Below are 23,151 nucleotides of genomic sequence, written 5' to 3' on the forward strand. Positions count from 1 at the left end.
AATGTGGGGCTCACAGGAGTGCTCTCAACTCCGCCCGGCGCAGGCGCACCTTGGACGAGGCCTCGGGACTCAGCGACACGATGTCGGTCGGCTTCATCATGTCGAGCGCCTCTTTGCTGATGACGTATCGCCTCGCGCCGCCAAGCTGCTCCCTCGCCTTGTCCATCGCGTCGGTCCCCGTCTCGCGCGTGAGCACTGCCAGCGCGCCCGCCGCCTTGTCGACGCCCACGGCGGCCGATGCCAGGGTCAGACCCAATCCCGCATCGCCAACGACGGCCCTGCCTCCCTCGCTTCCCGAAAGCTCGAGCGCGAGCGATCCGCAAGTGTCCAGCCAGGTGCGAGCGGCGTCGGCCGCCCTGCGTTCGCGCACGATGCGCGCATCCCTCGGGTCACGCTGTTCGGCGAGCCAGGCCCCCACACCGCCGTCGACCTTGCCGAGCGACTTCATCATTTTCGACGTCGCCGTCGCCGCGGCGTGGGACAGGGACGCCTCCACGGCGGCGATGAGGTCGGCCCTGATGGCGCCCAGCGCCGAGTCCCTCGCCTCGCGTGCGCTGCGCCTCTTGACCCACATCGAATTGCTGAGCCGGAACAAGGGCCCTCGTTCCGCGGTCGCTTGACGCCACCGAGCGTCCACCGGCCCCGCGCCGATCTCGAGGTACCACTCGTCGCCGGCCTCGACCTCGGCTTGAGCCGCGCACCTTCGCACCTCGGACCGCACATCCTTGGCGGCCGAGGCTTGGTCGTCCATGTGCTCGGCGAGTTGCTCGAGCCACTCCTTCATCGCCGCAATTCCGCCGTGTAGCGTGCGCTCAACGATCGTGTTGGCGGATGAGGCCGCGACGGTGTCGAGCCAGCGCCCCAAGCCGCCGACGACGTCCCGGGGGATATCAACCTTGGCATCCTCCGGGATCACGAAGAGCGGCAGACCCTGCAGCCTTTCCTGGGCGAGTCGAGAAACGAGTTCCCTGCGCACTTGCGCGGCGACGTCGGGGGTCACGCGGTTGAGGACGATCGCGACGGAGGCCCCTCGATCTGTTGCCTTGCGCAACGCGTTCCAGGGAATCGCATCGCCATACCTCGCGGGAGTCGTCACAAATACCCATAGGTCGGCTGCCTCGAGCAGATCCTCCGCGACCGCACGGTTCTCGCCGCGCACGCTGTCGAGGTCGGGGCTGTCGACGATCGCAAGCCCGCGGGGAACCGCCTCGGTGGGGTGGGTAGTCGCTCGCTTCGCCACCGCGTCGAGCACCATGCCGTCGAGCGGGTGGTGAAACAGGTGAGGAACCCTGGTGGTGGGCCTCAGAACGCCCGATGCGGTGAGTTCCTCGCCGAGCAGTGCATTCACCACCGTGGATTTGCCTGCGCCAGTGGGCCCGCCCACCACGACAACTGCCGGCGAGGTCTCCTCACGGACACGCGGAATCAGGTGGTGGTCGAGCTGATCGATCATCTGCGCGACGAGTTCGTTGGCCTCGCGTTCGCGCCCGGTGGGCAGTGGCATCTCGACCACGGAGATCACGCGTCGCGTGTCCGTGAGCGCGTCAAGTAGCGCTCCCGGATACGACCACGTCTTGATCGGCCTGAAGTCCATGGTGCTAGCCTGCCTCCTCGCCGCTTTGGCATGAGGCTACCGCGCCGACGAACGTGCAAACGCACGCCGATAGGCGCCGTTAAAACCCTACTCGGCGCCCGGCGCTCGTCCAGAGTTAGACGGCGAACCCGCCAGTCCGGGTAATCTGTCCCACGACGATGGAACGAGCGTCGATGCGCGCCGAATATGGTGCGCAAGGCGCTCACTCCGCAGTCCCGCCCTCGTAGCTCAGCTGGATAGAGCATCGGACTTCTAATCCGGCGGTCGCAGGTTCGAATCCTGTCGGGGGCACTCTTGGTCCACTTCTGCACGTCCCTCTCTGTGCGACCGGTGGGACCAACGACGGAAGAGCATTGTCCAACGTGCGCGAGGATAGAAGCATGACGTCAGCCCTGTTCTCGCCCCTCACCGTCCGCTCGATCACCACGCGCAACCGGGTGTGGGTAAGTCCCATGTGCCAGTACTCGTGCGAGAACCAAGATGGCGTGGTGAATGACTGGCACCTTGTCCACCTGGGTTCCTTCGCACGCGGCGGCGCGGGCCTGGTCATGGCCGAGGCCACCGCGGTGCTCCCGGAGGGTCGCATCACCCCGTGGGACACCGGCATCTGGAACGAGGAGCAACGCGACGCTTGGGCCAGGGTGACCGAATTCATCAAGGGTCAGGGCGCCATCCCCGCCATCCAACTCCAGCACGCGGGCCGTAAGGCATCCACGTATCGCGATTGGTCAGGCAAGGGCACGGTTCCGGTCGCCGACGGCGGCTGGCAGACCGTCGGGCCCTCCACCATCCCCTTCCCCGGCTATGACGCCCCCATCGCGCTCGACGCCCAGGGCATCGCCGACGTCGTCGCGGCCTTTGGCAAGGCGGCCCGGCTGGCGCTCGACGCGGGCTTCGAGGTCATCGACATTCACGGCGCCCACGGCTACCTGATCCACCAGTTCCTCTCCCCGCTCAGCAATGAGCGCACAGACGAGTGGGGCGGCTCGCTTGAGAACCGCGCTCGACTGTTGCTCGACGTCGTGCGCGAGGTGCGTTCGACCGTCGGAGGAGAGGTCCCCGTGTTTGTGCGCGTCAGCGCGACCGATTGGCTCGAGCCCGAAGGCCTCACTCTCGACGAGTCTGTGACGGTTGCCGGATGGGTCCGCGAGGCGGGTGGCGACCTCATGGACGTCTCGACCGGCGGAAACATCGCCGGCGCTTCGATCCCGGTGGGACCCGGTTACCAGGTCCCGCATGCGTCGGCGATCAAGAGCGGCGCTCACATCATGACGACGGCCGTAGGCCTGATCACGTCCGGCGCCCAAGCGGAGTCGATCGTCGCATCGGGCGACGCCGATGCGGTGTTCGTGGCGCGCCAGTTCATGCGCGACCCGCACCTCCCGATGCGCTGGGCTCACGCGCTTGGGGTACAGATCGAGCTGCCCAAGCAGTACACGCGCGGGGCGTGGCCCGAGGACGAGCGGGTCTAGAACGGGATACCGGCCGGGCCTGCGGGCCTACTACGCGCGCGGCGTCGCGCGCCGCTAGGCCTAGAGTGGTTGTCATGTCAGATGCCCCCCTCGTATGGATCGATTGCGAGATGACGGGACTCGATCTCGAGGCGGACGCGCTCATCGAAGTGGCGTGCATCGTCACCGATGCGGAGCTCAACCCTTTGGGCACCGGGGTCAACGTCGTCATCAAGCCCCCCGCGGACGCGATCGCGGCCATGTCCGAATTCGTCACCACGATGCACACTACGTCGGGCCTGATCACCGAGCTCGACGGCGGCATGACCATGGCCGATGCCCAGCGCGCGGTAATGGAATACGTGAAGTCGCAGATCGGCTCCACTCGCGCCCCCCTCGCGGGCAACACCGTGGGAATGGACAAGGCGTTCCTCGACCGCGACATGCCCGAGCTCATGGGGCTGTTGCACTACCGCGTGGTCGACGTCAGCTCCATCAAGGAACTGGTGCGCCGCTGGTACCCCCGAGTGTTCTTCAACGCCCCAGCCAAGACGGGCGGTCACCGCGCAATGGGAGACATCGAGGACTCGATTCAAGAACTCCGCTACTACCGCGAGACCGTATTCGCGCCGTTGCCAGGCCCCGACTCGGACGCCGCGAAGGCAGCCGCGGCCGAGGTCACCGAGCACGCTCCGCCTCCAAACGGACACTAACTGACGAGCCGCGAGGCGAGGCGGTGGTGTGCGGGGACTCTTTGGCCTTGATACACTGCTCGCTGGCCGTCAGGCCGATGGTGGGTGTAGCTCAGCTGGTAGAGCTCCTGGTTGTGGTCCAGGCGGCCGCGGGTTCAAGTCCCGTCACTCACCCCAGACGACGAAGGCCCCTTGCACACGCAGGGGGCCTTCTCGCATCCGGTCGATGCCCGCCAGCCAATTCCCCCACCAAGGTATGCCGGGAGCATCCCTACACTCCGCCAGGCTATCGTTGAGCAAGATCCGCCGTGCAGTAGGGACCCCTAGGAGACACCATGATCGCCGCGCTGACAGGCGCTGGGCTCTCGGCCGCCGCGGGCCTCAACGCCTTCATCCCGTTGGTGCTCGTCGGCGTGTTCGCGCGCTTCTCGACGTTCATCGACTTGCCCGCAAACCTCATGTGGCTCCAGGACTGGCCCACCATCATCATCGGCCTGATCCTGCTCGCAGCCGAGTTGGTGCTCGACAAGATTCCCGGCGTCGACCACGTCAACGACCTCATTCAGACGACCGTGCGTCCTCTCGTTGGCGGCGTGATCTTCTCCGCCGTGGCATCGGCAGCGGAGATCGACAAGGGTCAATTCTGGTCGCACAACCCGCTCATCGGCGGCATCGTTGGCGCCATCATCGCGTTCCTGGTTCATACGGGGAAATCCACCTCGCGCCCCGCGATCAATGCGGCCACGGGAGGCACGGGCGCCCCTCTCGCTTCCTTCGCCGAGGACGCTACCGCCGTAGGCCTCAGCCTCACGGCCATCTTCGCGCCCATCCTGGTCACGGTGTTCCTCGTGGCGATCGGCGGCGCGGTGTACTACATCGTCACCACCGGCAGGCGGCGGCGTCGCACGAGGGAAATCAGGCTCACCCAGGAACGGCTCGAGCGCGAGGCCGCCTCCGCGCGCGGCGAGAAGGTCGCGTGGTGGCGCTCCTGGCGTGAGCGCTATGAGCGTTACGGGGAGAGGAACTCCGACAGCCACCCGCACAGCGGGGCAACGCCGGAGGTTTCCTCGGAGACAAACGGCAGTTAGGCCGCGAAGTCGGCCACGAAGTCGGCGACGAACGCATTCACCGGAGCCTCGGTGACCTGTTGAGGCGTGCCGATCTGCTCAACCACCGCGCCACCCGAGAACACGGCGATGCGGTCGGCAAGCAGCGCCGCCTCGCGAATGTCGTGGGTGACCATCATGACCGTGGTTCCCAGGTCGCGCTGAATCTGGGCGAATTCCTTCTGTAGCCGCCGTCGCCCCTGCGGGTCGACCGCGCCGAATGGCTCGTCCATCAGCAGAACGGGAGGCTCGGTGGCGAGTGCCCTTGCGACGCCCACGCGCTGCCTCTCGCCTCCAGAGAGCTCGTGGGGGTACCTCGAGCCATACGTCGCCGGCGCCAGGCCCACGAGGCTCAGCAGCTCGTCGACGCGCTCGCCCGTGCGCTGCGAGTCCCAACCGAGAAGGCCCGGAACTGTGGCGACGTTTTGCGCGACCGTGCGATGCGGAAACAGCCCGACGTTTTGGATGACGTAGCCAATGCCGCGCCTGAGTTGCACCGCGTCCTGGGAGAGCACGTCCGTGCCACCGACGCTGATCACACCCGACGTGGGCTCGACCAGTCGGTTGACCATCCGTAGCGTCGTCGACTTGCCGCACCCCGAAGGCCCTACTAACGCGAGCAATTCGCCAGGCTTCACCTCAAGATTCAAGTCAGCGACGGCGACCGTGCCGTCCGGAAAGGACTTGCGTGTGTGCTCAAAGACGATTCCCATTCCGTGCATGCGCTTCACGCTACATGGGCCGTGTGTCATACCCGCCGCTAAAGTGGGCAAGATGCATTCCGCCGCACCCAACCCCTGGCTGTCGTGGCGGTACGTCGAGTCCAATTGGGCGGAGATCAGCCACCAGTTGAGCATTCACACGACGCTCACCCTCGAGGCCGTTGCGATCGCCTTCGCCCTCGCCTTTCCCCTCGCGGTGTTGGCCCGGAACGTGCGGTGGCTTACGCGCCCCATCCTGGGAACCGCGAGCGTGCTCTACACGATCCCCTCGCTCGCCTTGTTCGCCCTGCTCGCCCCATTCACGGGCATCGGCCGCACGACGGTGCTCGTCGGCCTCGTCACGTACGCGCTACTCGTCTTGGTGCGCAATATCCTCACCGGCCTCGAGGGGGTGGACCCCGACATCGTCGACGCCGCGCGCGGCCTCGGCTACTCGAAGAGCAAGATGCTCTTCGCGGTCGAGGTGCCGAACGCCCTTCCCTCGATTGTTGCCGGCCTGCGGATTGCCACCGTCACCACGGTTGCACTCGTGACCGTCGGCGTCGTTGTCGGCTATGGCGGCCTCGGTCAGCTGATGTTCAGGGGATTCCAGTCGAGCTATCGGGCGGAGATTGCGACGAGCTCGCTGCTGTGCGTCGCCCTCGCGCTCGTCCTTGATCTGGCAATCGTGGCCGCAGCAAGAGCGGCCATGCCGTGGGCCCGCCGGGGGAGGTCCGCATGAGCATCTGGGCAGATGCGTGGACGTACGTCTCCACCGGTGTCAATTGGACCGGCAAACACGGGCTCACCCACCCCACGTTTGATGGTGGCTGGAAATTCGCCCACGATTCGATCGCGGCGCTGACGATCGAGCATTTGTACATGTCGGCTGCCGCCGTCATCACCGCAGCGGCGATCGCGCTGCCGCTGGGAATGGCACTGGGACATGCGCGGCGCGGTGGAGGCCTCACCGTCATGCTGTCGAACGTGTCGCGAGCCATGCCCACTCTGGCGCTGCTGACGCTGTTTGCCGCGTCGAGCATCGGATTCGGCAACCGCGCCGTGATCATCGCCGCGGCGATCTTCGCGTTCCCCCCGATCCTGACCAATGCGTATACGGGAATGGCAAACGTCGACGCCGACGTCACGGAGGCCGCTGTCGGCCAAGGTCTCACCCGACTCCAAGTCGCCTTGCGCGTGGAACTTCCGCTCGCATGGCCCCTTGTCGCCTCGGGCCTACGCACATCCGCGTCTCAGACGGTCGCCACCGTGCCCTTGGCGGCCCTCGTGGCGGGCGGGGGGCTCGGCGTCATCATCAACACGGGATTGGCCACTCAGGCCTACGGACAAGTGCTCGCGGGGGGCGTCTTGGTGGCCGCGCTTACCCTCGGGGTCGATGCGGCGATGGGCTTGCTGCAAAGGCGGCTCACTCCCCTTCCGCTGAGGGTAGGAGCCCGCGCGGTGGCGTGATGTCGCACCCATCGGCTTAGATGGAGGTGACGAAGCAGTTGGTCACGAATCGGTGTCATCCGCTGCGCTTGGGGAAGATGCCGAACGGCAAATGGGTTTATCCCTTGTCACCTACGCCCACCCACGAGGAGCCTCATGCACAGCCGTCTCGGACCACTCGCCGCTCTCGCAACATCGGCCTTCTTGCTCGCGGGTTGCGCATCCGGTGGGAGCACTCCCGCTGCGACCACCGCCGCCGCGATGACCAGCTCCCCCACCGCGATGACCGCGCAGGCGTGCCTGCCCGTGCCGGGCGACTCGCTCGTCGTGCTCACGGACGACAAGCACTTGCAGAACTCGGACAACGTGATTCCCGCCGTGAACGCCAAGACCGCGGAGGACGCGTCCGTCATGGCGGCCCTCGACGTGGTGTCGGCCGCGCTCGACACGAGCACGCTCATCACGCTCAACAAGGCGGTCGACATCGATCGCCAGACGTCGTCCGAGGTCGCCGCGAAGTTCGTTGCCGACCAGGGCCTGACCGCCCCTAAGAAGGGAAGCGGCAAGCTCACCGTGGGCGCGGCCAACTTCTCCGAGAACATCACGATCGCGGAGATCTATGGCGCCGTGCTGAGGGACGCCGGCTACGACGTTACGGTTCGCCCGATTGGCAACCGCGAGACCTACATGCCGGCTCTCGAGTCCGGCGAGGTCAACGTCGTGCCCGAGTATGCGGCCACCGCGGCGGAGTTCCTCAACCACAAGCTCAACGGCGACAGCGCCCCGCCCGTGGCCTCCGGAGACATCGCGGTGACGACTGCCGCGCTCGCCGACCTCGGCGCAAAGGTGGGTCTCGTGTTCGGCACCGCCTCGGCGGCACAGGATCAGAACGCCTTCGCCGTGACGACCGCCTTCGCGGCCAAGTACAACGTGAAGTCGCTGACCGATCTCGCGAAGAACTGCACGGGGATCGCCCTCGGTGGACCTCCCGAGTGCCCCCAGCGCACATTCTGCCAGCCCGGTCTTGAAAAGGTGTACGGCATTAACGTGACCGATTTCTCGGCTCTCGATGCGGGCGGCCCCCTCACCAAGACGGCCATCCGCAAGGGTGACATCGCGGTGGGCCTCGTGTTCAGCTCTGACGGCGAGCTCGCCTCTTAGGGACTCGCCAACGAGCAGCTCGCCAACGAGCAGCTCGCCAACGACGAAGGCCCGGTCCGTGAGGACCGGGCCTTCTGTTGGTACACCCCCGGGACTTGAACCCGGAACCCACTGATCTCATCGACGGAGTTCACATCGGTTCACGCCGAATCGCATACCCCTGACGCTGATACTTGGCTGACCCCACCGCGTCGTGGTGGCGAAGGTCACGGCCGTACCTCCAACACACATTGCCTACGAAGGGCTGTCCTCACACCAAAATCTCGCGCGCGACGATCCAGGCGGTGAACGCTCTGAGCCTGTTCGTTCGGAATTCCTTGGGTCAGGCGCGGAGGCACGACTTGCCATGACCACCAAGGGCTTCGACGCAGCTATCAAGGCCTTCCAGGACACTGCCACGCTTACAGCCTGGGAAGAAGCCAGCGACGCATTCGGCGGAGTCCCTTGCAAGCCTTGGTGCGATGGATGTCAACCGCGTGCGCCGCTAGCGGAGCACCCCCTGGAAACCGAACGTAAAGGTCAGCTCGCCGCCGGGAACGAGGTACTCGGGGTGGGTCATGGCTCCCCACGACTGGTCTCCCCCGACGCCGCGGCGCGCGAGGGCGGGACGCAGAATGGTGCGCTGGATGGGAGGAAGGTCCGTGTGGTGCCGCGCGTTGTCGATCTCGAACGGCGTCCACGGCAGGGCGGACAGTTCCATGCCGCCGGGGGCATCCAGGCGAAGGCCAAAGCCTGCATCATCGAGCACCTCCGCCCACCGCACCGAGGTGTGGCTACCAGCTTCCTGAGGTGTCATGTAGCGGGTGAGCTGGTCGCGCACGTCGCCTTCCCAGACGTCGAGCCGGGCGCCACCGCGACGGTCAACGTAGTTCTCGCCCGGCCCGTCGCCGTACCAGCGCAGCCGTCGTAGGTCGGCGTCCACGGTGAGGGTCATCGCGAACTCCGGCAGGTCCGGCAGTCCCTCGCCCGGACGCAGAGTCATGGTGACGCCCACGTGGCCATCGCCGTCCACCACGTAGGAGACGTCGACCTCGCTGCGGGGCGTGGTGGGGAGCTCATAGCCATACGTGATCTCCACCGAATTCTGGAGGTGGGTCACACGAGGCTTCTCCCAGCCCTCGCGGAGCTTGCGGCTCTTGGACGCTAGCAGCCACTGTCCATCCCGGAACTGCATGCCCCAGCCCCGCTCGTTTGACGTGGGCGCGTGCCAGAAGCTGGGATACGGCAAGTCGCGCAGCAGTTCGCGGCCGCCGTCGGAAGTGCGCCCGTAGCGGTAGGACACCAGATGACCATAAAGCCGCGAGAACAGCAACGAGAAGTGTTTGCCGTGGACGCCAATGTTGTGGGTGCTCTCGACGACCCGGGGAGCCGGCGCCGCCGGTCGTACTGGGTTGGCGTCACCAGCAATGGCGACAATCTCTTGCTCCCATCCGACCGTGTATCCGACGTGCGCCCACGCTGTGGCGGCGCGCAACCGGTATGCGACGTCGATCGTGTACTCCCCCGGCGCCGTCGGCGCGGCGAACGGAAGCGGATACGTGCGACTCTCCCCGGGAAGGACCTCGACCTCGAGGGTCTCTTCACGAAGAGTGACGCCCTCGCGACGCAGTGTGACCACCACGTCGAGGTCATCTAGCCCGGTGAACAGGCGCCGGTTAGTGATGGTCACGGTGTCGGCCGTGATGGCCGTTCGGAACGCCTGATAGAGATAGCGAACCTCTTGATAGGCAGGGGTGAGCTGGCGGTCAGAGGACACGATGCCATTGGCACTGAAGTCGTAGTCACTGGGAGCCTCGCCAAAGTCGCCGCCGTAACCCATGAACGGCTGGCCGTACCGATCAGTAAGCGGGAGCGTCTGGTCGGCAAAGTCCCAAATGAACCCTCCCTGGAACAACGGCTCGCGCTCGGTGAGGTCCAGGTACTTGTCAACCGCGCCGAACGAGTTGCCCATCGAGTGCGCGTACTCGCAGAGGATGAATGGCTTGTCGCGGTGCTCGGCCAGGTGTGCCTCGATGTCCGCGGCGGGCGTGTACATGTGGCTGGTGATGTCCGTGGTCTCCGGGTATCGCGGATCCCAGTGCACTCCCTCGTAGTGCACCGGGCGGGTCGGGTCGGTCGCTCGGAACCAGTCGCTCACCTGAAGGAGGTCGGTGCCGCCAAAGGACTCATTGCCCAGCGACCAGATGATGACGCTCGGGTGGTTCTTGTCGCGCTCCAGCATGCTGGCCGCGCGGTCCATGAGCGCCGGTAACCACTCGGGACGGTCGCCCGGAAGCGCCCGCTCGACAGGAAGCTCACCCTGAATGATCTTGTCCCACATGGCGTGAGTCTCGAGGTTCATCTCGTCGATGACGAAGAGCCCGTAGCGGTCGCAGAGTGCGTAGAACACGCTGGCGTTCGGGTAGTGGCTGGTGCGCACTGCGTTGATGCCCGCGCGCTTGATGATCTGGATGTCCTGCTCGATCTCCGCTGCGGTCATCGCCCGGCCGCGAGCACCGAACTCGTGGCGGTTGACTCCCAAGAATACGACCCGCTTGCCATTGACCCTGAGGATCGCATCGGTGATTTCGACGCGGCGCACACCCACCAATTGAGGGATGACCTCGGTGACAACGCCATCGGCACCCAGCACCTCGATCGTCACCTCGTAGAGGAATGGGTCTTCGCTGCTCCACAGGCGCGGTTGGCCCACGTGTGCCGTCAAACCGCCACCGTCGCCCGCAGTCATGGGGCCGACGCCGTCAATGACCGCGCGCACCGAGCCGTTCTCGACGCCGGTCACCTCGACCGTGATCGCGGCGCTGCCGTAATCGTCGGCCAACTCGGTGGAGACCTTGACGTCCTGAGCGTGGACCGCCGGGCGGCGGTACAGAGTGACGTCGCGAAACAGCCCATGGAACCGGATGAAGTCCTGGTCCTCGAGCCACGACGCGGCCGTCCACTTGAACACCTGCACGGCAAGCCGGTTCCGGCCGTCGCGCACGCCGTCGGTGAGGTCAAACTCCGACGGCGTGAACGAGTCAGTGGCCCAACCGATGAAGTCGCCGTTCAGCCAGACCGCGATCCCGCTCTCGGCCCCGTGAAAGGACACCGACAGCCGTTCGCCCGACGCCAGCGCGGAGTCGAGCGTGAAGTCGCGGACGTAACTCGCCACCGGGTTCCAGCGCTCAGGAACCTGGCCGGGATCGAGATCCTCAAGCCCGTCCCACGGGTACTGCACGTTGACGTATTGCGGCCGGTCGTACCCGTGCAGCTGGACGTGCGCGGGCACGGGGATGTCGTCCCAGCCCTCGGTGTCGTAGTCGGGCTGTTGAAAGCCTGGAAGGGTCATCGCCGGGTTCTTGGCGTGATGGAACTTCCACAGCCCGTTCAGGGACTGCTCGAACGAACTCCGGCCCGCGGCCACCTCGTCACCGCTGGCGAACCAGCGGTGATCGGAGTGGGCCACCATACGGTTTTCGGACACGTACCCGGGATCGGAGATCCGATTGACCTCAAACGTCACTTGACAACTCCTGTGAATCCCGCGACGAACGCGCGCTGTAGAACGAAGAAGATGAAGATCGTCGGTATCGACGCGATCAACACGGCGAGCATCAGCGCTCCGTAGTCCACCACATAGCCAGCGGTGAAGTTGGAGATCAACATGGGCATCGTCTGATAATCGTTATTGATCAAGATCACCTTGGGCCACAGGAAGTTGTTCCACGCCGCCATGAAGGTAATCACCGCCGCCGCGGCGTACGTGGGCTTCATGGTGGGTACGAACATCCGGGCGAAGATACCGATCTCGCTGAGCCCATCCAGTCGCGCGGCCTCGATGATCTCGTGAGGAAAACTCCGCGCCGACTGCCTGAACAACAGGATCAACAGCGGCGTTGCGACCACCGGGAGCACCACGGCCCAGGTGGAGTTCACCAGGCCAAAGTCGGCGAACAACTGGAACAGCGGGATCATCGTCGCGGCGAACGGGATCATCATCGCCAGCAAGAGGACCCACATGAGGCGGTCCTTGTTGCGCGAATGGAAGACCTCGAAACCGTAGCCGGCGATCGAGCTGACGATCAGCGCGAGCACTGTCGTGGCTACCGCGTTGAGCGTCGAGTGGTACATCGCGGCGCCCACGTCCTGGGCCGCCACAAGGTTATGCCAGTTCTGCATGAGGTTGGAGCCCGGCAGCATCTTCGACGCCAGCACGTCGTTGCTGGAGTTGGTGGCCCCGACTGCCATGAAGTACAGCGGGAACACGGACACCAGGGACACGACCGCGAGGAGCACGTACTTGGAAATACCGCGCACGGACCTAGTCACGCCTATCACCGACTCTCATCTGAATCGCAGCCAATATCGCGACCATGATCAAGATCACGTACGACAGTGCCGCTCCGTAGCCAAAGTTGGGGTTTCGTTGGAACGACACCTCGTAGAGGTAGTGAGACATCGTCATTGAGGTGTACGCAGGTCCACCCCTGGTGAGGTTGTACGACTCGTCGAACAACTGAAGTGTGCCGTTGGTGGACATGATCACGGTGAGCAGAATCATGGGTCGCAACTGAGGAAGAGTGACGGACCAGAAGGTTCGGATGGCGCCAGCGCCGTCGATCTTGGCCGCCTCGATAGTGGTCGGGTCGATGTTCTGAAGACCAGCCAGATAGAAAATCATGTTGTAACCGGTCCAGCGCCACAGCAGGCCAAGGATGATCACGAACCGGGCCGTGTCGGGCTGACCCAGCCAGTTGACCGGCGAGTCGATCACGTGCAGAGCCGTCAGCCAGTCGTTGGCCAGCCCATCGTTGGAGAAGATGGTGCGGAACACCAGCGAATAGGACACCAGCGAGATTGCCGCCGGCAGGAATATCGCGGTGCGCCACAGACCTTTGAGGCGCAGTCGGGGATCGTTAAGGATGTTCGAGATGACCAAGGCGCTGACGAGCATGAGCGGCACCTGGATCGCCAGGTACGTCAGCGTATTCGTGATGGTGAGCTTGAAGACCTCATCATGAAGCATCCGCGAGTAGTTGAACCACAGCGGGTCCGCAAATTTGAGGGCGGTACCGCGGCCTGACTTCATCGACAGGATGAGCGCCTGAAACATCGGCCAGAACATCATGATGCCGATGAGCGCGGCGGCCGGGATCAGGAAGACCCAACCGGTGAGGCTGCGCCGGCGAGCGGCAGGCGACGGCTTTTGTTTGGGGGTCTTGACTCTCTTTGGAGGGCGAGCGGGAATCGCTACCGGTGTCATCGTTGACACAGAGTCTCTCCTTGCGTGTTGTGAGGGAGGGGGCCGGTGGACCGGCCCCCTCCCCTGTGCTAGTTGGAGTTAATTCTGCGCGAACTCGACTGCGGCCTGCGCCTCTGCAAGCGCGCTGGTCATGTCTTTCCCGGCGATGATTTGCGTGATCGCGGCACTGACCGCATCACGCGCTTCGTAGTAGTACGCGCCGGTGTTGTTTGCGGGCACCTTGGCCCCGAACTTGATGACATCGGCGTAAATCGGCTGGCCGCCGAAGAACGGCTGCGGCTCGGCGTAGACGGTGCTCTTGGAGGCTGGAGTCCAGTTCGCGATCGCGCCGGCACCCGGGAGGATCGTGTCGTAGAGCTTCGTGGATCCGGCGAACGTCTTGGCGAGGAAGTCCGTCGCGAGCGCTACGTTTGCGTTCGAACTCACCGCCCATGAGGAACCACCGTTGGCGGAGTAGTTGGTGGCGCCGGCGATGCCGCTAAGGGCGGGCAGGTCCGTGACGCCCCACTTACCGGACTGGTCTTTTGCCGTCTGGATGGAACCGGAGATCCACACGCCGTTGAGCGCGCTCGCTACCGTGCCGTTCACGAGGGTCGCGATGTACTCGTCCCATGAGTTGACCTCGAGGTAGATTCCCTTTTGGACCATCTCCTTGTAGAGCGTGATGGACTTCTCGAGAGCCACGTTGCCGACGATGGTGGGTTTGCCGTCCTTGTCAAAGAGGCTGGCGCCAGCGGACTGCAGCATCATCAAGATCTGGTCAGAAGATCCTGCCTGACCAGACAGCATCGGCTTGCCGGTCTTGGCGAGGATGTCCTCACCCATGGTGATGTATTTGTCCCACGTGATGTCGGTGAAGTCCTTGACCGTGTATCCCGCTTGCGTGAGGACGTCCGTGCGCAACGCGTTGATCGCGGTGCCCGAGTCGAACGGCACGCCATAGTGGGCTCCGCCAACGGTCGAGTATCCGTTCACGCCGGCAGGGAACTCGTCGAATTTGATGCCCGACTTGGTGATGTCCGTGAAGACCTCCGGGTAGTTGATGACGTTCTTCTGGAACGCGTTGTTCTGGATAAGCATGATGTCCGGCAGCTGGCCGTATTCCTTCGATTGCGCCAGCGTGGTGAGCTTGACCTGGAGGTCATCCCACGGGGTCTCGACGATGTTGAGCTTGAAGTCCGGGTGGTCCACCTGGTAGATCTTCTCGGCCTCTTTCATCGCGTAGATGTTGAACGATGGGTCCCAGCACCAGACGGTCAGGGTGTTGCCGCTTGGGCCGCCGCCACTCGCTGTTGCCGGGGCGGTGCTGTTTGTACTACCTGTACTACAAGCAGCAATTGACAGGAGAAGCGCCGCCGCCCCTGCTGCCGCTACTCCGGTGCGAAAGAATCTCATGATTTGTGGCCCTTCGTCATTGAAGTCACTGTCCGGCCTCACGGGCGAACTACGTCGAACGCCCACCGGGGCTTGCACACTGTCGGCGTCATTACCTCCCGGCACGGTGTCGACGAAATGTTAACGTCACCATAGCGCGGTCTTGTACCGACGCGGGCTGGCTTTAGGTTACGAAACGGCAACAGTCGGCCAGAATGCGCTGCTGGAGGCCATTACGTTGGCAACGTCAACATTTCTGCGACGCAGGTGCCGCTAGGATCACGACGTGGCATACACAGCGCGTCGCAGTTCACAACGCTCGGGACCATCGATCGTTGATGTGGCGCGTTTGGCTGGAGTATCAGGGCAAACGGTCTCGCGCGTGTCAAATCAGCCTGACGCCGTGAAGCCCGCGACCAGGGACCGCGTCCTCATAGCCATGGAGCAGCTCGGCTACTCACCCAACCTGGCCGCGCGGGCGCTACGCCACGGTCGCTACGGCACCATCGGGCTCCTAGCGCACCGATTCGACCGCACGGGCGAGGCCGCCACCACGGATGCCGTGCTGCGCGCCGCCGCCGAGAACGACCTGACCGTCACGATTTTGACCGTTCCGTCGACGGATGCCGACGGGTGGACGCCCGCCGCCAAGCGGCTGCAGCACCAAGCCACCGATGGTCTGATCGTCATCCGCAACGAACTGGAATCGGTCAAGCGGCTGACTTTCCCTGCAGGATTCCCCGTGGTGGTCAGCGACCATCGCATGGAGGGCGTGCTTCCCTGCGTGGTCGCCGACGAGATTGCTGCCACCCGCGCCGCGGTCGACTACCTGATGGACTTGGGACACCGCACGGTTCACCACGTCGCGGGGCCTCAAGATTCGGAACCGGCCCGGCGGCGCGAGATCGGTTGGCGGGCCCGCCTCAGAGAACGCGGGGCGATCGCATACGAGCCGCTCCCCGGCGACTGGACGGCCGAATCTGGGTTCCGTGCGGGGCGCACTCTCGCCGCAAACCCGGAGGTCACAGCGGTGTTCTGCGCGAACGACGAGATGGCCTTTGGCGTCCTGCACGCGTTGCACGACATGGGCCGTCGTGTGCCAGGGGACGTCTCGGTCATCGGCTTCGACGGCATCCCTTTGGGCGTGCACTCCTACCCGCCACTGACGACCCTCAAGCAGGATTTTCGGACCATCGGCGCGGAGCTGGTGCGGCTACTGGTGGACCAAATCAACAACGAGAACGCCGACCACGCGCCCCACGTCATCGTGCCGATCGAGCTCGTGGTCCGCAAGTCAACGGCGCCGCCGCCACCCGCGTCCTAAGCGTCGGACCGTTCGACGACCACCAACAGCGCCTCTTCGGGCCACAGGATGGGCGCACGCAGGCCGATCGTCGCAAGCGCGGTCCCGGTCGCCTCGACCCCATGCTCGACCCACAGAGGCGCGCGCAGCGCCACTGCGCCAAGCCCGCCGAAGGTAACGCCCCGCACCCGATAGAGCACACCTGGCAGCAGACCCGGCAGCCTGAAGGACGACGGGCGCGTACCCGAGGTCGTGGCGCACTGGACGTACGCGAATACGGCCGATGCTCCGTCGGCCGCGACAACGCCGTGCACCAGCGCGGTCGGGTCGGGATGCTCGACGCGGACCACCCGGCCGCGATGAAGGAGTCTGCGGTGTGCGCGGTAGAAGACGGTCCAGTCGGCGAGCGCCGCCAACTCCACGTCGGTGGCGTCCAGCAGGTTCCACTCGATGCCCGCGTGACCGAACAGCGCCGTGATCGCCCGCATGTTGACGCTGTGGACTCGGCCCGTCGAGTGGGAGGGCGCAGGGCCGACGTGCGTACCAAGCATCTCCGGCGGGATCACCAGCGAGGTCCACCGTTGGATGTGCTGACGTTCGAGTGCGTCATTTTGGTCCGAGGTCCAGAACCGATCGGCGTGCATGGCCATGCCCAGATCGACGCGCCCGCCACCGGACGCGCAGGACTCGATCTCGAGCCCCGGGTTGCGGAGACGCAGCTCGTCGAAGAGCCGGTAGATGGCGAGCGTCTGGCTGTGGGTCGCGGGAGAACCGGCGTGCCCCGCATCGGTCAGGCGGCGGTTGTGATCCCACTTGATGTAGTCAACCCCGTAACCGGAAATCACCGCGTGCACGGCGTCCAAGACGTACGCGTAGGCGTCCGGGTGGGTGAGGTCAAGGACCAACTGGTGCCGAGCGAGCGGCGGAACCCGGCCGGGCACGTGCAGGATCCAGTCGGGGTGTAAGCGGTACACGTCGGAGTCCGGGTTGACCATCTCGCCCTCGAACCACAGCCCGAACTGCATCTCGAGTGACTTCACGTGGTCTACAAGGGGAGCCAGTCCGTCGGGCCAGACGGCTGCCGACACGACCCAGTCGCCGAGCCCTGAGGTGTCGTCTCGCCGCGCGCCGAACCAGCCATCGTCGAGGACGAAGCGTTCGACCCCTACCTGGGCCGCTCGGTCCGCGAGCGCGGTGAGGGTCGCGAGGTCGTGGTTGAAGTACACCGCCTCCCACACGTTCAGGGTGACCGGACGGGCAGCGTCGGGGTGCTCGGGCCTGGCTCGCAACCACTCATGAGCCCTGGCGCCCATGCCGTCAAGCCCATGGTTCGAGTACAGCGCCGCCACCGTAGGGACCGTGTATGACTCCCCGGGTGCCAGCTGCACCTCCCCGGGTTCAAGCAGTTCTCCCGCTCCCAGCGCGCCACGACCCACCTGGTCGCGCTCGGCCATATGCACCGTGTTGCCGCTCCACAGCAGCGCGACTCCCCACGCCTCGCCTGTCTCCGTCGTCGTGGCGTCGGTCACCGCGCACTGCACGATGGTGGAGTCGTGACCAGTGCGACCCTCGCGTCCTTCGCGGACCCTGAGGCCCGGCGCCATCGGCAGCCGGTGAGGCTGACGCTCGCGCAGCCACCGGCCTGCGAAGTCGAGCGTCTGGATGGCGCGGTCCGGCACGGGCAGCCACACCGCGAGCTCGTCGAGGGTATATACCCCGTGGCCCGTGTTGGTCAGCGTGGTGTCGAGCAGCAAGACGCCCTGCGGCGTCATGGTGAGGCGCTGCTCGAGGGCGAGGCCCGCAGCGGTGTCGCTCAGGTGGAGCACCGCCACGGCGCGTCCAACACGGTCATCATCAACCCGAGAGTCGTCCACGCGGAACAGGGGTGAGAAGTCGCGGGCACCGCGGTGGCCACGGAGCGCGGGACGTCCCGTGAAACCGCGTGCGCTCTCGCGCAGCATGCCCGGCTCCACGGGCTCGTCGAAATCGCCGTGAGAGGCCCCGCCGTCCGCCAACACCCGCGCCGCGGCCGGAGTCACGTCGGCAGTAGGGGCGCCCCAATGCAAGACCACGGGATACCCGCACGAGACGTCGAGGAGCACCTCGACACCGGGCGCGCTCAAGCGGATGCACTCGTCCTGGACTGTGGCGGACGGGACACGGTCATTCGTCATTCGGGCCTCCTCACCACGCGAACCATGGGAGCACGAACACCCTAGTCCGGACACAGACTCCCGGTACGCACGCACGCAGCGTTACGTGCGGGAACACCCACGACCTCAAGCGCCTCACGGCGCTCCATCGTGCGTGAGGCGTCAGGAATCCGCGACATGCCTACCGTGCGGTCGAATACCTTGCCTGGCTCAATCTGGGTCACACAGGCGCGGACATCAAGGTCGTCCAGCAGACGCTCGGACACGTGGATGCGCCAGAGACGCCGAATATCTGTCGCGTCCTGCGGCCGGAACCCCTCGGCGAAGTCTCGAGCACGCTGGGTGTTGCCCGCGACAAGGCAGCCTCAATGCCCATGACGTGCTAGTTGTGTCCCCAAAATTCGCAGCCATGCTCCGGCGGAGAGCTCGGCTCGTAGGATTCCTCGGTCCCGCACGAACGACGAAGGCCCGGTCCGTGAGGACCGGGCCTTCTGTTCGTACACCCCCCGGGACTTGAACCCGGAACCCACTGATTAAGAGTCAGTTGCTCTGCCAATTGAGCTAGAGGTGCATCGTTGCTGCGACCCGTCACTTTACCAGCAGGTAGCCGTCGAGAAAAATCGGCGCCCCAAGGCGCCACCAAACCGCGGGAATCGTCCCGCTCGTGTGAGGGTTGACCACATCATGAGCACACGACTGACCGCGGGAGATCCCGCGCCTGACTTCACCGCCCCCACCGACTCCGGGACATTCACCCTGTCTCACTTGCGCGGAAAGAACGTGATCGTCTACTTCTATCCCGCCGCGATGACCCCGGGGTGCACCACTCAAGCGTGCGACTTCAGGGACTCACTGTCCGCATTGAAGTCCGCGGGCTACGAGGTCGTCGGCGTCTCCAAGGACACTCCTGCGAAGCTCGCGAAGTTTCGCGAGGCGGAGGGCCTGAACTTCACCTTGGTTTCCGATCCGGAACTCGTCGTGCAGAACCTTTACGGCGCTTGGGGCGAGAAGTCGATGTACGGCAAGACCGTCGAGGGCTCGCTGCGCTCAACGGTCGTGGTCGACGTCGACGGACGGGTTTCGCTCGCGCAATACAACGTCAAGGCGACGGGTCACGTCGCGAAACTCCGTAGGGACCTCGGAAGCGACTGAGGCGAACGGGTTGCACTACGAGACGAGCGTGCTGAGTTTCCCGATCAGACGCCGCACGGTCACGATGCCCACGAACTTGCCCTGGTCGTCGGTCACCAGGATAGGTGCCCCCGGTTCCTGCCGGGACGTGCTGATGCGCTGAGCAACCTCGGCCGGCCGAGCGTTGACGTTGACCGTGAGAGTAGCGATGAGTTCGCCCGCAATCGCTGCCGCGGGATTAACGAGGCCGTGAGGTCGCTGTTCGCGATCCACGACCACCACCCACTGGCTGTCGACGTGGCTCCACGCTTGTTCGACGCTTTCATCCATCCGAATGGTGGGGGCGGTCTCCAGGAGTCGGTGCATCGTGTCGCCGGATTGATCCGCGAACGCCGCGAGTTGGGCCGCGACGTTGGCGTCGATGTCGGTGAAGTCGGGCGCGGGCACCGCAAAGAGGAACCCCTGCGCGAGAGGAACGCGCATATCCGCGAGCCGCTTGGCATCGGCAAGAGTTTCGATACCCTCTGCGACCACCCACGCGTCAACCCGTGAAGCAAACAGTCCGATCATCTCGACGAGTGCCACCTTGGCCTCGTCGGTGGCGACTCCCTGGACGATGGCTCGGTCCAGCTTGAGAATCGAAGGCCGCAACTCGAGAATTTGCTGGAGCCCCGAATACCCCGCACCGGCGTCGTCCACGGCGATGAGCGCACCCTTGGCCCTGACCGCGTTGACGGAAGGCTCGAGATCGACCCACTCCCAGGAGGAGTGCTCCGTGATCTCCAGCACCAGCCCCGTAAGGTCCGATTGCGTGTTGAACACATCGCGAACCTTGGGGTTGCGCAGGGAGTCGGGCTCGACGTTGACGGCGAGGAAACAGTCTTGAGGTAGGTCGGGTCGTCGCGCGAGCGCAATGCTGAGCACCACCGCCTCGAGATCCGCCTGGATTCCCCTCTCGCGCGCCCGTGCAAACCACACGTCGGGGCTCACGCCGCCAGCATCGGGGTGGGAAAAGCGGGCGAGAGCCTCGTAGCCAACGACCACGCGCTGGTCGAGGTCGACGATCGGCTGGTAGTAGCACTGCACTCCGACTCCGGCGATTGCGTCGTCGAGGAGTTGCGTCCACCTGGAGTCGGTGGCATGGCCGTGAGTATGAATTGTCATGACGCCTGCCCAAGAGCCAGCAAGGGCCCCGTCACCGCGAGGCGGTCACAGGCCATCGCGCGAAAGTGGCGGTGATTTCGCGCGTGCGAGAGCGTGGCGCAGTGCGCCATCAGCCCCACCCGAACTTGCGAGTCCATACCCTCTCCATCGGCCGCCGAACGCGAGTGTCCACACTTTTCGTTACGCAAGTGCCCAATACGCAGTCCGGTATCGAACAACAGTCACTTCCAACAATATGCGACACCGTGCCAGCAATCCGACAAATCCCCTGTGGACATTCTCACAATTGACGCTTAGCGCCCTCCTTACTGGGGGCAGCGTCGGGGAGGGTAATGTTGGCTCGTTCGCGCGAGTGGCGAAATTGGCAGACGCGCTGGATTTAGGATCCAGTGTCTTCGGACGTGGGGGTTCAAGTCCCCCCTCGCGCACAAAAACGGCCCGGCACCCCCTCGGGGGTCCGGGCCGTTTCGACGTTGTGGAGGCGGCTAGTGGTCAGCGGCCTCGTGCTCGGCGAGCTTCGCGCGCACGTCGTCCATGTCGAGCGCCTCAACGGCGTCGACGAGCTGGTTCAGCGCGGGCGCCGGCAGTGCTCCCGCCTGGTTGAAGACCATGATGCCGTCACGGAAGGCCATGAGTGTGGGAATAGCGGTGATCCCGAACTTCATTCCCAGCTCCTGCTCGGCCTCGGTGTCCACCTTCGCGTGGACGATCTCGGCCTTGGCGTCCGAACTCTTCTCAAAGATCGGCGCGAAGTTCTTGCACGGGCCACACCACTCGGCCCAGAAATCCACGAGCACGATGCCGTCCTTCGCGACGACCTCATCAAACGTGGAAGCGGTCAGGTTAATCGTTGCCATGGCTTCCTTTCCGTCGAGCATCGTGCCCGACTCGTACGTAACGACGATACCCCCCGGGGGTATTCCCACCATTCTACGACGTCCGGTGCGCGGCGTCGGGTCGCCACCCGGGCCGGGATCGACACGCAGGCGGCGAGGAGGCTCCACAACCTTCGCAACAGCCTGCACAATGGTTCCATGACAGACATGGCCGAACTGCCGCCAGAACCGTCAAGCTGGCTCTCGGACAGGGAATTGCGCCAAGTGCGCTCCGAACTGCCCATCCTCTACATCAACGTGGTGCCCGTACGCACCCATGCGACGGGCCAGATCGCCGAGGTGGGGCTACTGCTGCGCGCCGACGAGGGCGTGATGTCGCGTGCGCTGGTGGCCGGTCGCGTGCTGTTCCACGAGACCATCCGCGATGCGCTCATCCGCAACCTCGAGAAGGACCTCGGACTCGCCGCGCTCCCCCGGATCCCGCTGTCCCCCACGCCGTTTGCGATCGCCGAGTACTTCCCGACCCAGGGCTTCGGCACCTTTCACGATGCGCGACAGCACGCCGTCGCCTTGAGCTACGTCGTCGCGATCGACGGCGAGTGTGAGCCGAGCCAAAACGCGCTCGACATCGTGTGGCTCAGCCCCGAAGAGGCCGCCACCGACGACGTGGCCGCCGAGATGGCGGGAGGCCAGCACGTGCTTCTACGCCACGCGCTCGCGCACTGCGGGGTGCTACCCGCCTAGCTCACTGCGGGGCATGGCGCGCGTAGAGGATGGCGAGCTGAGGGGCGGGCCCAGTGCCCGGTCAGGCGGGCAGGACGTAGCGGTACATGAGCAGGTAGTGCAGGACGGCCGCGACGACCACCATCACGTGCCAGATCTCGTGGAAGCCGAACACCCCCGGCCACGGGTTCGGCCGCTCGATCACGAAGAGCACGAAGCCTGCACTGTAAACGAGGCCCCCGGCCGCCATCAGCACCACCGCCCCGACCTGCAGCGAGCCGCCCGCACCGGCCAGCACGACGGGCACCCAGCCCAGCGCGATGTAGAGCGTGTTCGTCAGGTGCTTCGGCAGCTCGCGCAGCAGCGAGCGCAGCACGATGCCCACCGTGGCGATGACCCACACCGCACCCAGGACCGTCCAGCCGTAGGTGGTGCGGAACAGGACGAGCACGAGCGGTGTCACCGAGCCCGCGATCAACAGGAAGACCGAGTCGTAGTCAAGGGTGCGCAGCACCTCGTTCACCCGGGGGCTCCGGTCGAGAGCGTGGTGCAGGGTGCTGGAGACGAAGAGGGTCACGACGGAGAGCCCATAGACACTGAAGCCGACGATCTTCCAGGGATCACCCTGCGCGCTCGCCTGGGAGATCAGCAGCGCCGAGCCGACCAGGGCGAAACAGGCGGCGAACAGGTGCGAGACGGTGTTGAACCGCTCGTCGGTCACATGGACGGAGCCGTCCCTGCTCCTCGGTGCTGTCTCCACTCGCTGCCTTCCCGCGACGCAGGGTCCTCGACCGGCGCGAAGCCGGAGAGCACGCAGACGTTCCGCGCCTCCAAGAGCCTACCGACCCGCATCCCCCACAGGCCAATGATCACCAAGGCCGCGGACGCCGCGACCCGCCCGGCGAGGACCGAGGCGCCCGGGTCCGACTAGGTCGACCTCCCGGGAGTCCCGGAACCGGTGCGCAGCGCGAAGGCCACGCGGTAGCGGCTCGGCGCCACACCGACGGGGTCGTGCCGAGGGACGCACCGAACCGTCGTTGGGGCGAGCGCGGCGAAGTGCGCGCAGCA

Annotated in this window: 20 protein-coding genes and 4 tRNA genes; 12 read left to right on the forward strand and 12 right to left on the reverse strand. The window is 65.3% G+C overall.

Translation table 11 applies throughout. The features are described from left to right. Positions 1-10 precede the first annotated feature (10 nt). Positions 11-1,594, reverse strand: coding sequence for a GTPase family protein (locus BKA03_RS10420; protein WP_062076009.1), 1,584 nt, complete (start codon positions 1,592-1,594; stop codon positions 11-13). Positions 1,595-1,811: 217 nt separating this feature from the next. Here BKA03_RS10420 and BKA03_RS10425 point away from each other — a divergent pair. The 5 genes from BKA03_RS10425 to BKA03_RS10445 all read left to right on the forward strand — a co-directional run bounded on the left by BKA03_RS10425 (position 1,812) and on the right by BKA03_RS10445 (position 4,825). Then, positions 1,812-1,885: transfer RNA gene (locus tag BKA03_RS10425), tRNA-Arg, on the forward strand. 89 nt (positions 1,886-1,974) lie between these two features. Continuing rightward, entirely contained in the window at positions 1,975-3,066 is a 1,092-nt protein-coding gene (locus BKA03_RS10430; RefSeq protein WP_062076008.1) for an NADH:flavin oxidoreductase/NADH oxidase, read from the forward strand. 74 nt (positions 3,067-3,140) lie between these two features. Further along, on the forward strand, positions 3,141-3,758 hold the full coding sequence (gene orn / locus BKA03_RS10435; protein WP_062076007.1) for an oligoribonuclease: 618 nt from the start codon (positions 3,141-3,143) through the stop codon (positions 3,756-3,758). A gap of 80 nt (positions 3,759-3,838) precedes the next feature. After that, positions 3,839-3,914, forward strand: a tRNA-His gene (locus BKA03_RS10440). Positions 3,915-4,072: 158 nt separating this feature from the next. Then, positions 4,073-4,825 carry a DUF4126 domain-containing protein gene (locus BKA03_RS10445; RefSeq protein ID WP_083972012.1) on the forward strand — a complete coding sequence of 251 codons (753 nt, stop codon included), beginning with the start codon at positions 4,073-4,075 and terminating at the stop codon, positions 4,823-4,825. On the opposite strand, the gene BKA03_RS10450 is transcribed toward BKA03_RS10445, so the two are convergent. Continuing rightward, positions 4,822-5,565, reverse strand: a complete 744-nt coding sequence (locus tag BKA03_RS10450; protein ID WP_083972010.1) for an ABC transporter ATP-binding protein — start codon at positions 5,563-5,565, stop codon at positions 4,822-4,824. The genes BKA03_RS10445 and BKA03_RS10450 overlap by 4 nt on opposite strands. Before the next feature lie 52 nt (positions 5,566-5,617). On the opposite strand from BKA03_RS10450, the gene BKA03_RS10455 reads away from it, so the two are divergent. From BKA03_RS10455 to BKA03_RS10465, 3 genes are all read left to right on the forward strand, one after another. Further along, positions 5,618-6,286: an ABC transporter permease gene (locus BKA03_RS10455; RefSeq protein ID WP_062076006.1), complete on the forward strand. Its 669-nt coding sequence runs from the start codon at positions 5,618-5,620 to the stop codon at positions 6,284-6,286. Further along, positions 6,283-7,014 carry an ABC transporter permease gene (locus tag BKA03_RS10460; RefSeq protein WP_062076005.1) on the forward strand — a complete coding sequence of 244 codons (732 nt, stop codon included), beginning with the start codon at positions 6,283-6,285 and terminating at the stop codon, positions 7,012-7,014. The genes BKA03_RS10455 and BKA03_RS10460 overlap by 4 nt, the downstream gene beginning before the upstream one ends. Positions 7,015-7,149: 135 nt before the next feature. Beyond that, positions 7,150-8,154, forward strand: a complete 1,005-nt coding sequence (locus BKA03_RS10465; protein ID WP_062076004.1) for a glycine betaine ABC transporter substrate-binding protein — start codon at positions 7,150-7,152, stop codon at positions 8,152-8,154. A gap of 484 nt (positions 8,155-8,638) precedes the next feature. On the opposite strand, the gene lacZ is transcribed toward BKA03_RS10465, so the two are convergent. The 4 genes from lacZ to BKA03_RS10485 all read right to left on the reverse strand — a co-directional run bounded on the left by lacZ (position 8,639) and on the right by BKA03_RS10485 (position 14,617). Beyond that, positions 8,639-11,659, reverse strand: coding sequence for a beta-galactosidase, LacZ type (gene lacZ / locus BKA03_RS10470; protein ID WP_062076003.1), 3,021 nt, complete (start codon positions 11,657-11,659; stop codon positions 8,639-8,641). Next, positions 11,656-12,453, reverse strand: a complete 798-nt coding sequence (locus BKA03_RS10475) for a carbohydrate ABC transporter permease (RefSeq protein ID WP_308477974.1) — start codon at positions 12,451-12,453, stop codon at positions 11,656-11,658. The genes lacZ and BKA03_RS10475 overlap by 4 nt, the downstream gene beginning before the upstream one ends. A gap of 4 nt (positions 12,454-12,457) precedes the next feature. Then, the gene (locus BKA03_RS10480) at positions 12,458-13,399 is read right to left on the reverse strand and encodes a carbohydrate ABC transporter permease (RefSeq protein ID WP_062076001.1); all 942 of its coding nucleotides are present in this window, start codon (positions 13,397-13,399) and stop codon (positions 12,458-12,460) included. Positions 13,400-13,477: 78 nt separating this feature from the next. Further along, the gene (locus BKA03_RS10485; RefSeq protein WP_218856025.1) at positions 13,478-14,617 is read right to left on the reverse strand and encodes an extracellular solute-binding protein; all 1,140 of its coding nucleotides are present in this window, start codon (positions 14,615-14,617) and stop codon (positions 13,478-13,480) included. A gap of 496 nt (positions 14,618-15,113) precedes the next feature. Here BKA03_RS10485 and BKA03_RS10490 point away from each other — a divergent pair, with 496 nt between their 5' ends. Continuing rightward, a complete protein-coding gene (locus tag BKA03_RS10490) occupies positions 15,114-16,097 on the forward strand; it encodes a LacI family DNA-binding transcriptional regulator (RefSeq protein WP_308477982.1) in 984 nt (327 codons plus the stop codon). Here BKA03_RS10490 and BKA03_RS10495 read toward each other — a convergent pair. From BKA03_RS10495 to BKA03_RS10505, 3 genes are all read right to left on the reverse strand, one after another. Continuing rightward, positions 16,094-18,250 carry an alpha-galactosidase gene (locus tag BKA03_RS10495; RefSeq protein WP_062075999.1) on the reverse strand — a complete coding sequence of 719 codons (2,157 nt, stop codon included), beginning with the start codon at positions 18,248-18,250 and terminating at the stop codon, positions 16,094-16,096. The two genes, BKA03_RS10490 and BKA03_RS10495, sit on opposite strands and share 4 nt — an antisense overlap. Before the next feature lie 41 nt (positions 18,251-18,291). Then, complete coding sequence (locus BKA03_RS10500) at positions 18,292-18,495, reverse strand: hypothetical protein (protein ID WP_152649623.1); 204 nt, start codon at positions 18,493-18,495, stop codon at positions 18,292-18,294. 232 nt (positions 18,496-18,727) lie between these two features. Continuing rightward, positions 18,728-18,800, reverse strand: a tRNA-Lys gene (locus BKA03_RS10505). Positions 18,801-18,913: 113 nt separating this feature from the next. Here BKA03_RS10505 and bcp point away from each other — a divergent pair. Next, the gene (bcp, locus tag BKA03_RS10510) at positions 18,914-19,381 is read left to right on the forward strand and encodes a thioredoxin-dependent thiol peroxidase (protein ID WP_062076060.1); all 468 of its coding nucleotides are present in this window, start codon (positions 18,914-18,916) and stop codon (positions 19,379-19,381) included. Between the two features lie 15 nt (positions 19,382-19,396). Here bcp and BKA03_RS10515 read toward each other — a convergent pair whose 3' ends face one another. Beyond that, entirely contained in the window at positions 19,397-20,524 is a 1,128-nt protein-coding gene (locus tag BKA03_RS10515; protein WP_062075998.1) for an EAL domain-containing protein, read from the reverse strand. A 346-nt stretch (positions 20,525-20,870) separates the two neighbouring features. Between BKA03_RS10515 and BKA03_RS10520 the strand changes: the two genes are divergently transcribed. Then, positions 20,871-20,952, forward strand: a tRNA-Leu gene (locus BKA03_RS10520). A gap of 57 nt (positions 20,953-21,009) precedes the next feature. Here BKA03_RS10520 and trxA read toward each other — a convergent pair. Next, positions 21,010-21,381, reverse strand: coding sequence for a thioredoxin (gene trxA, locus BKA03_RS10525; protein ID WP_062076059.1), 372 nt, complete (start codon positions 21,379-21,381; stop codon positions 21,010-21,012). 177 nt (positions 21,382-21,558) lie between these two features. Here trxA and BKA03_RS10530 point away from each other — a divergent pair, with 177 nt between their 5' ends. Then, positions 21,559-22,104, forward strand: a complete 546-nt coding sequence (locus tag BKA03_RS10530) for a DUF4916 domain-containing protein (RefSeq protein WP_062075997.1) — start codon at positions 21,559-21,561, stop codon at positions 22,102-22,104. A 61-nt stretch (positions 22,105-22,165) separates the two neighbouring features. Here the strand turns inward: BKA03_RS10530 and trhA are convergent, their stop codons facing one another. Then, positions 22,166-22,804, reverse strand: a complete 639-nt coding sequence (gene trhA / locus BKA03_RS10535; protein ID WP_308477975.1) for a PAQR family membrane homeostasis protein TrhA — start codon at positions 22,802-22,804, stop codon at positions 22,166-22,168. Positions 22,805-23,151 lie beyond the last annotated feature (347 nt).

The organism is Demequina lutea, assembly GCF_013409005.1.
Lineage (GTDB): Bacteria > Actinomycetota > Actinomycetes > Actinomycetales > Demequinaceae > Demequina > Demequina lutea.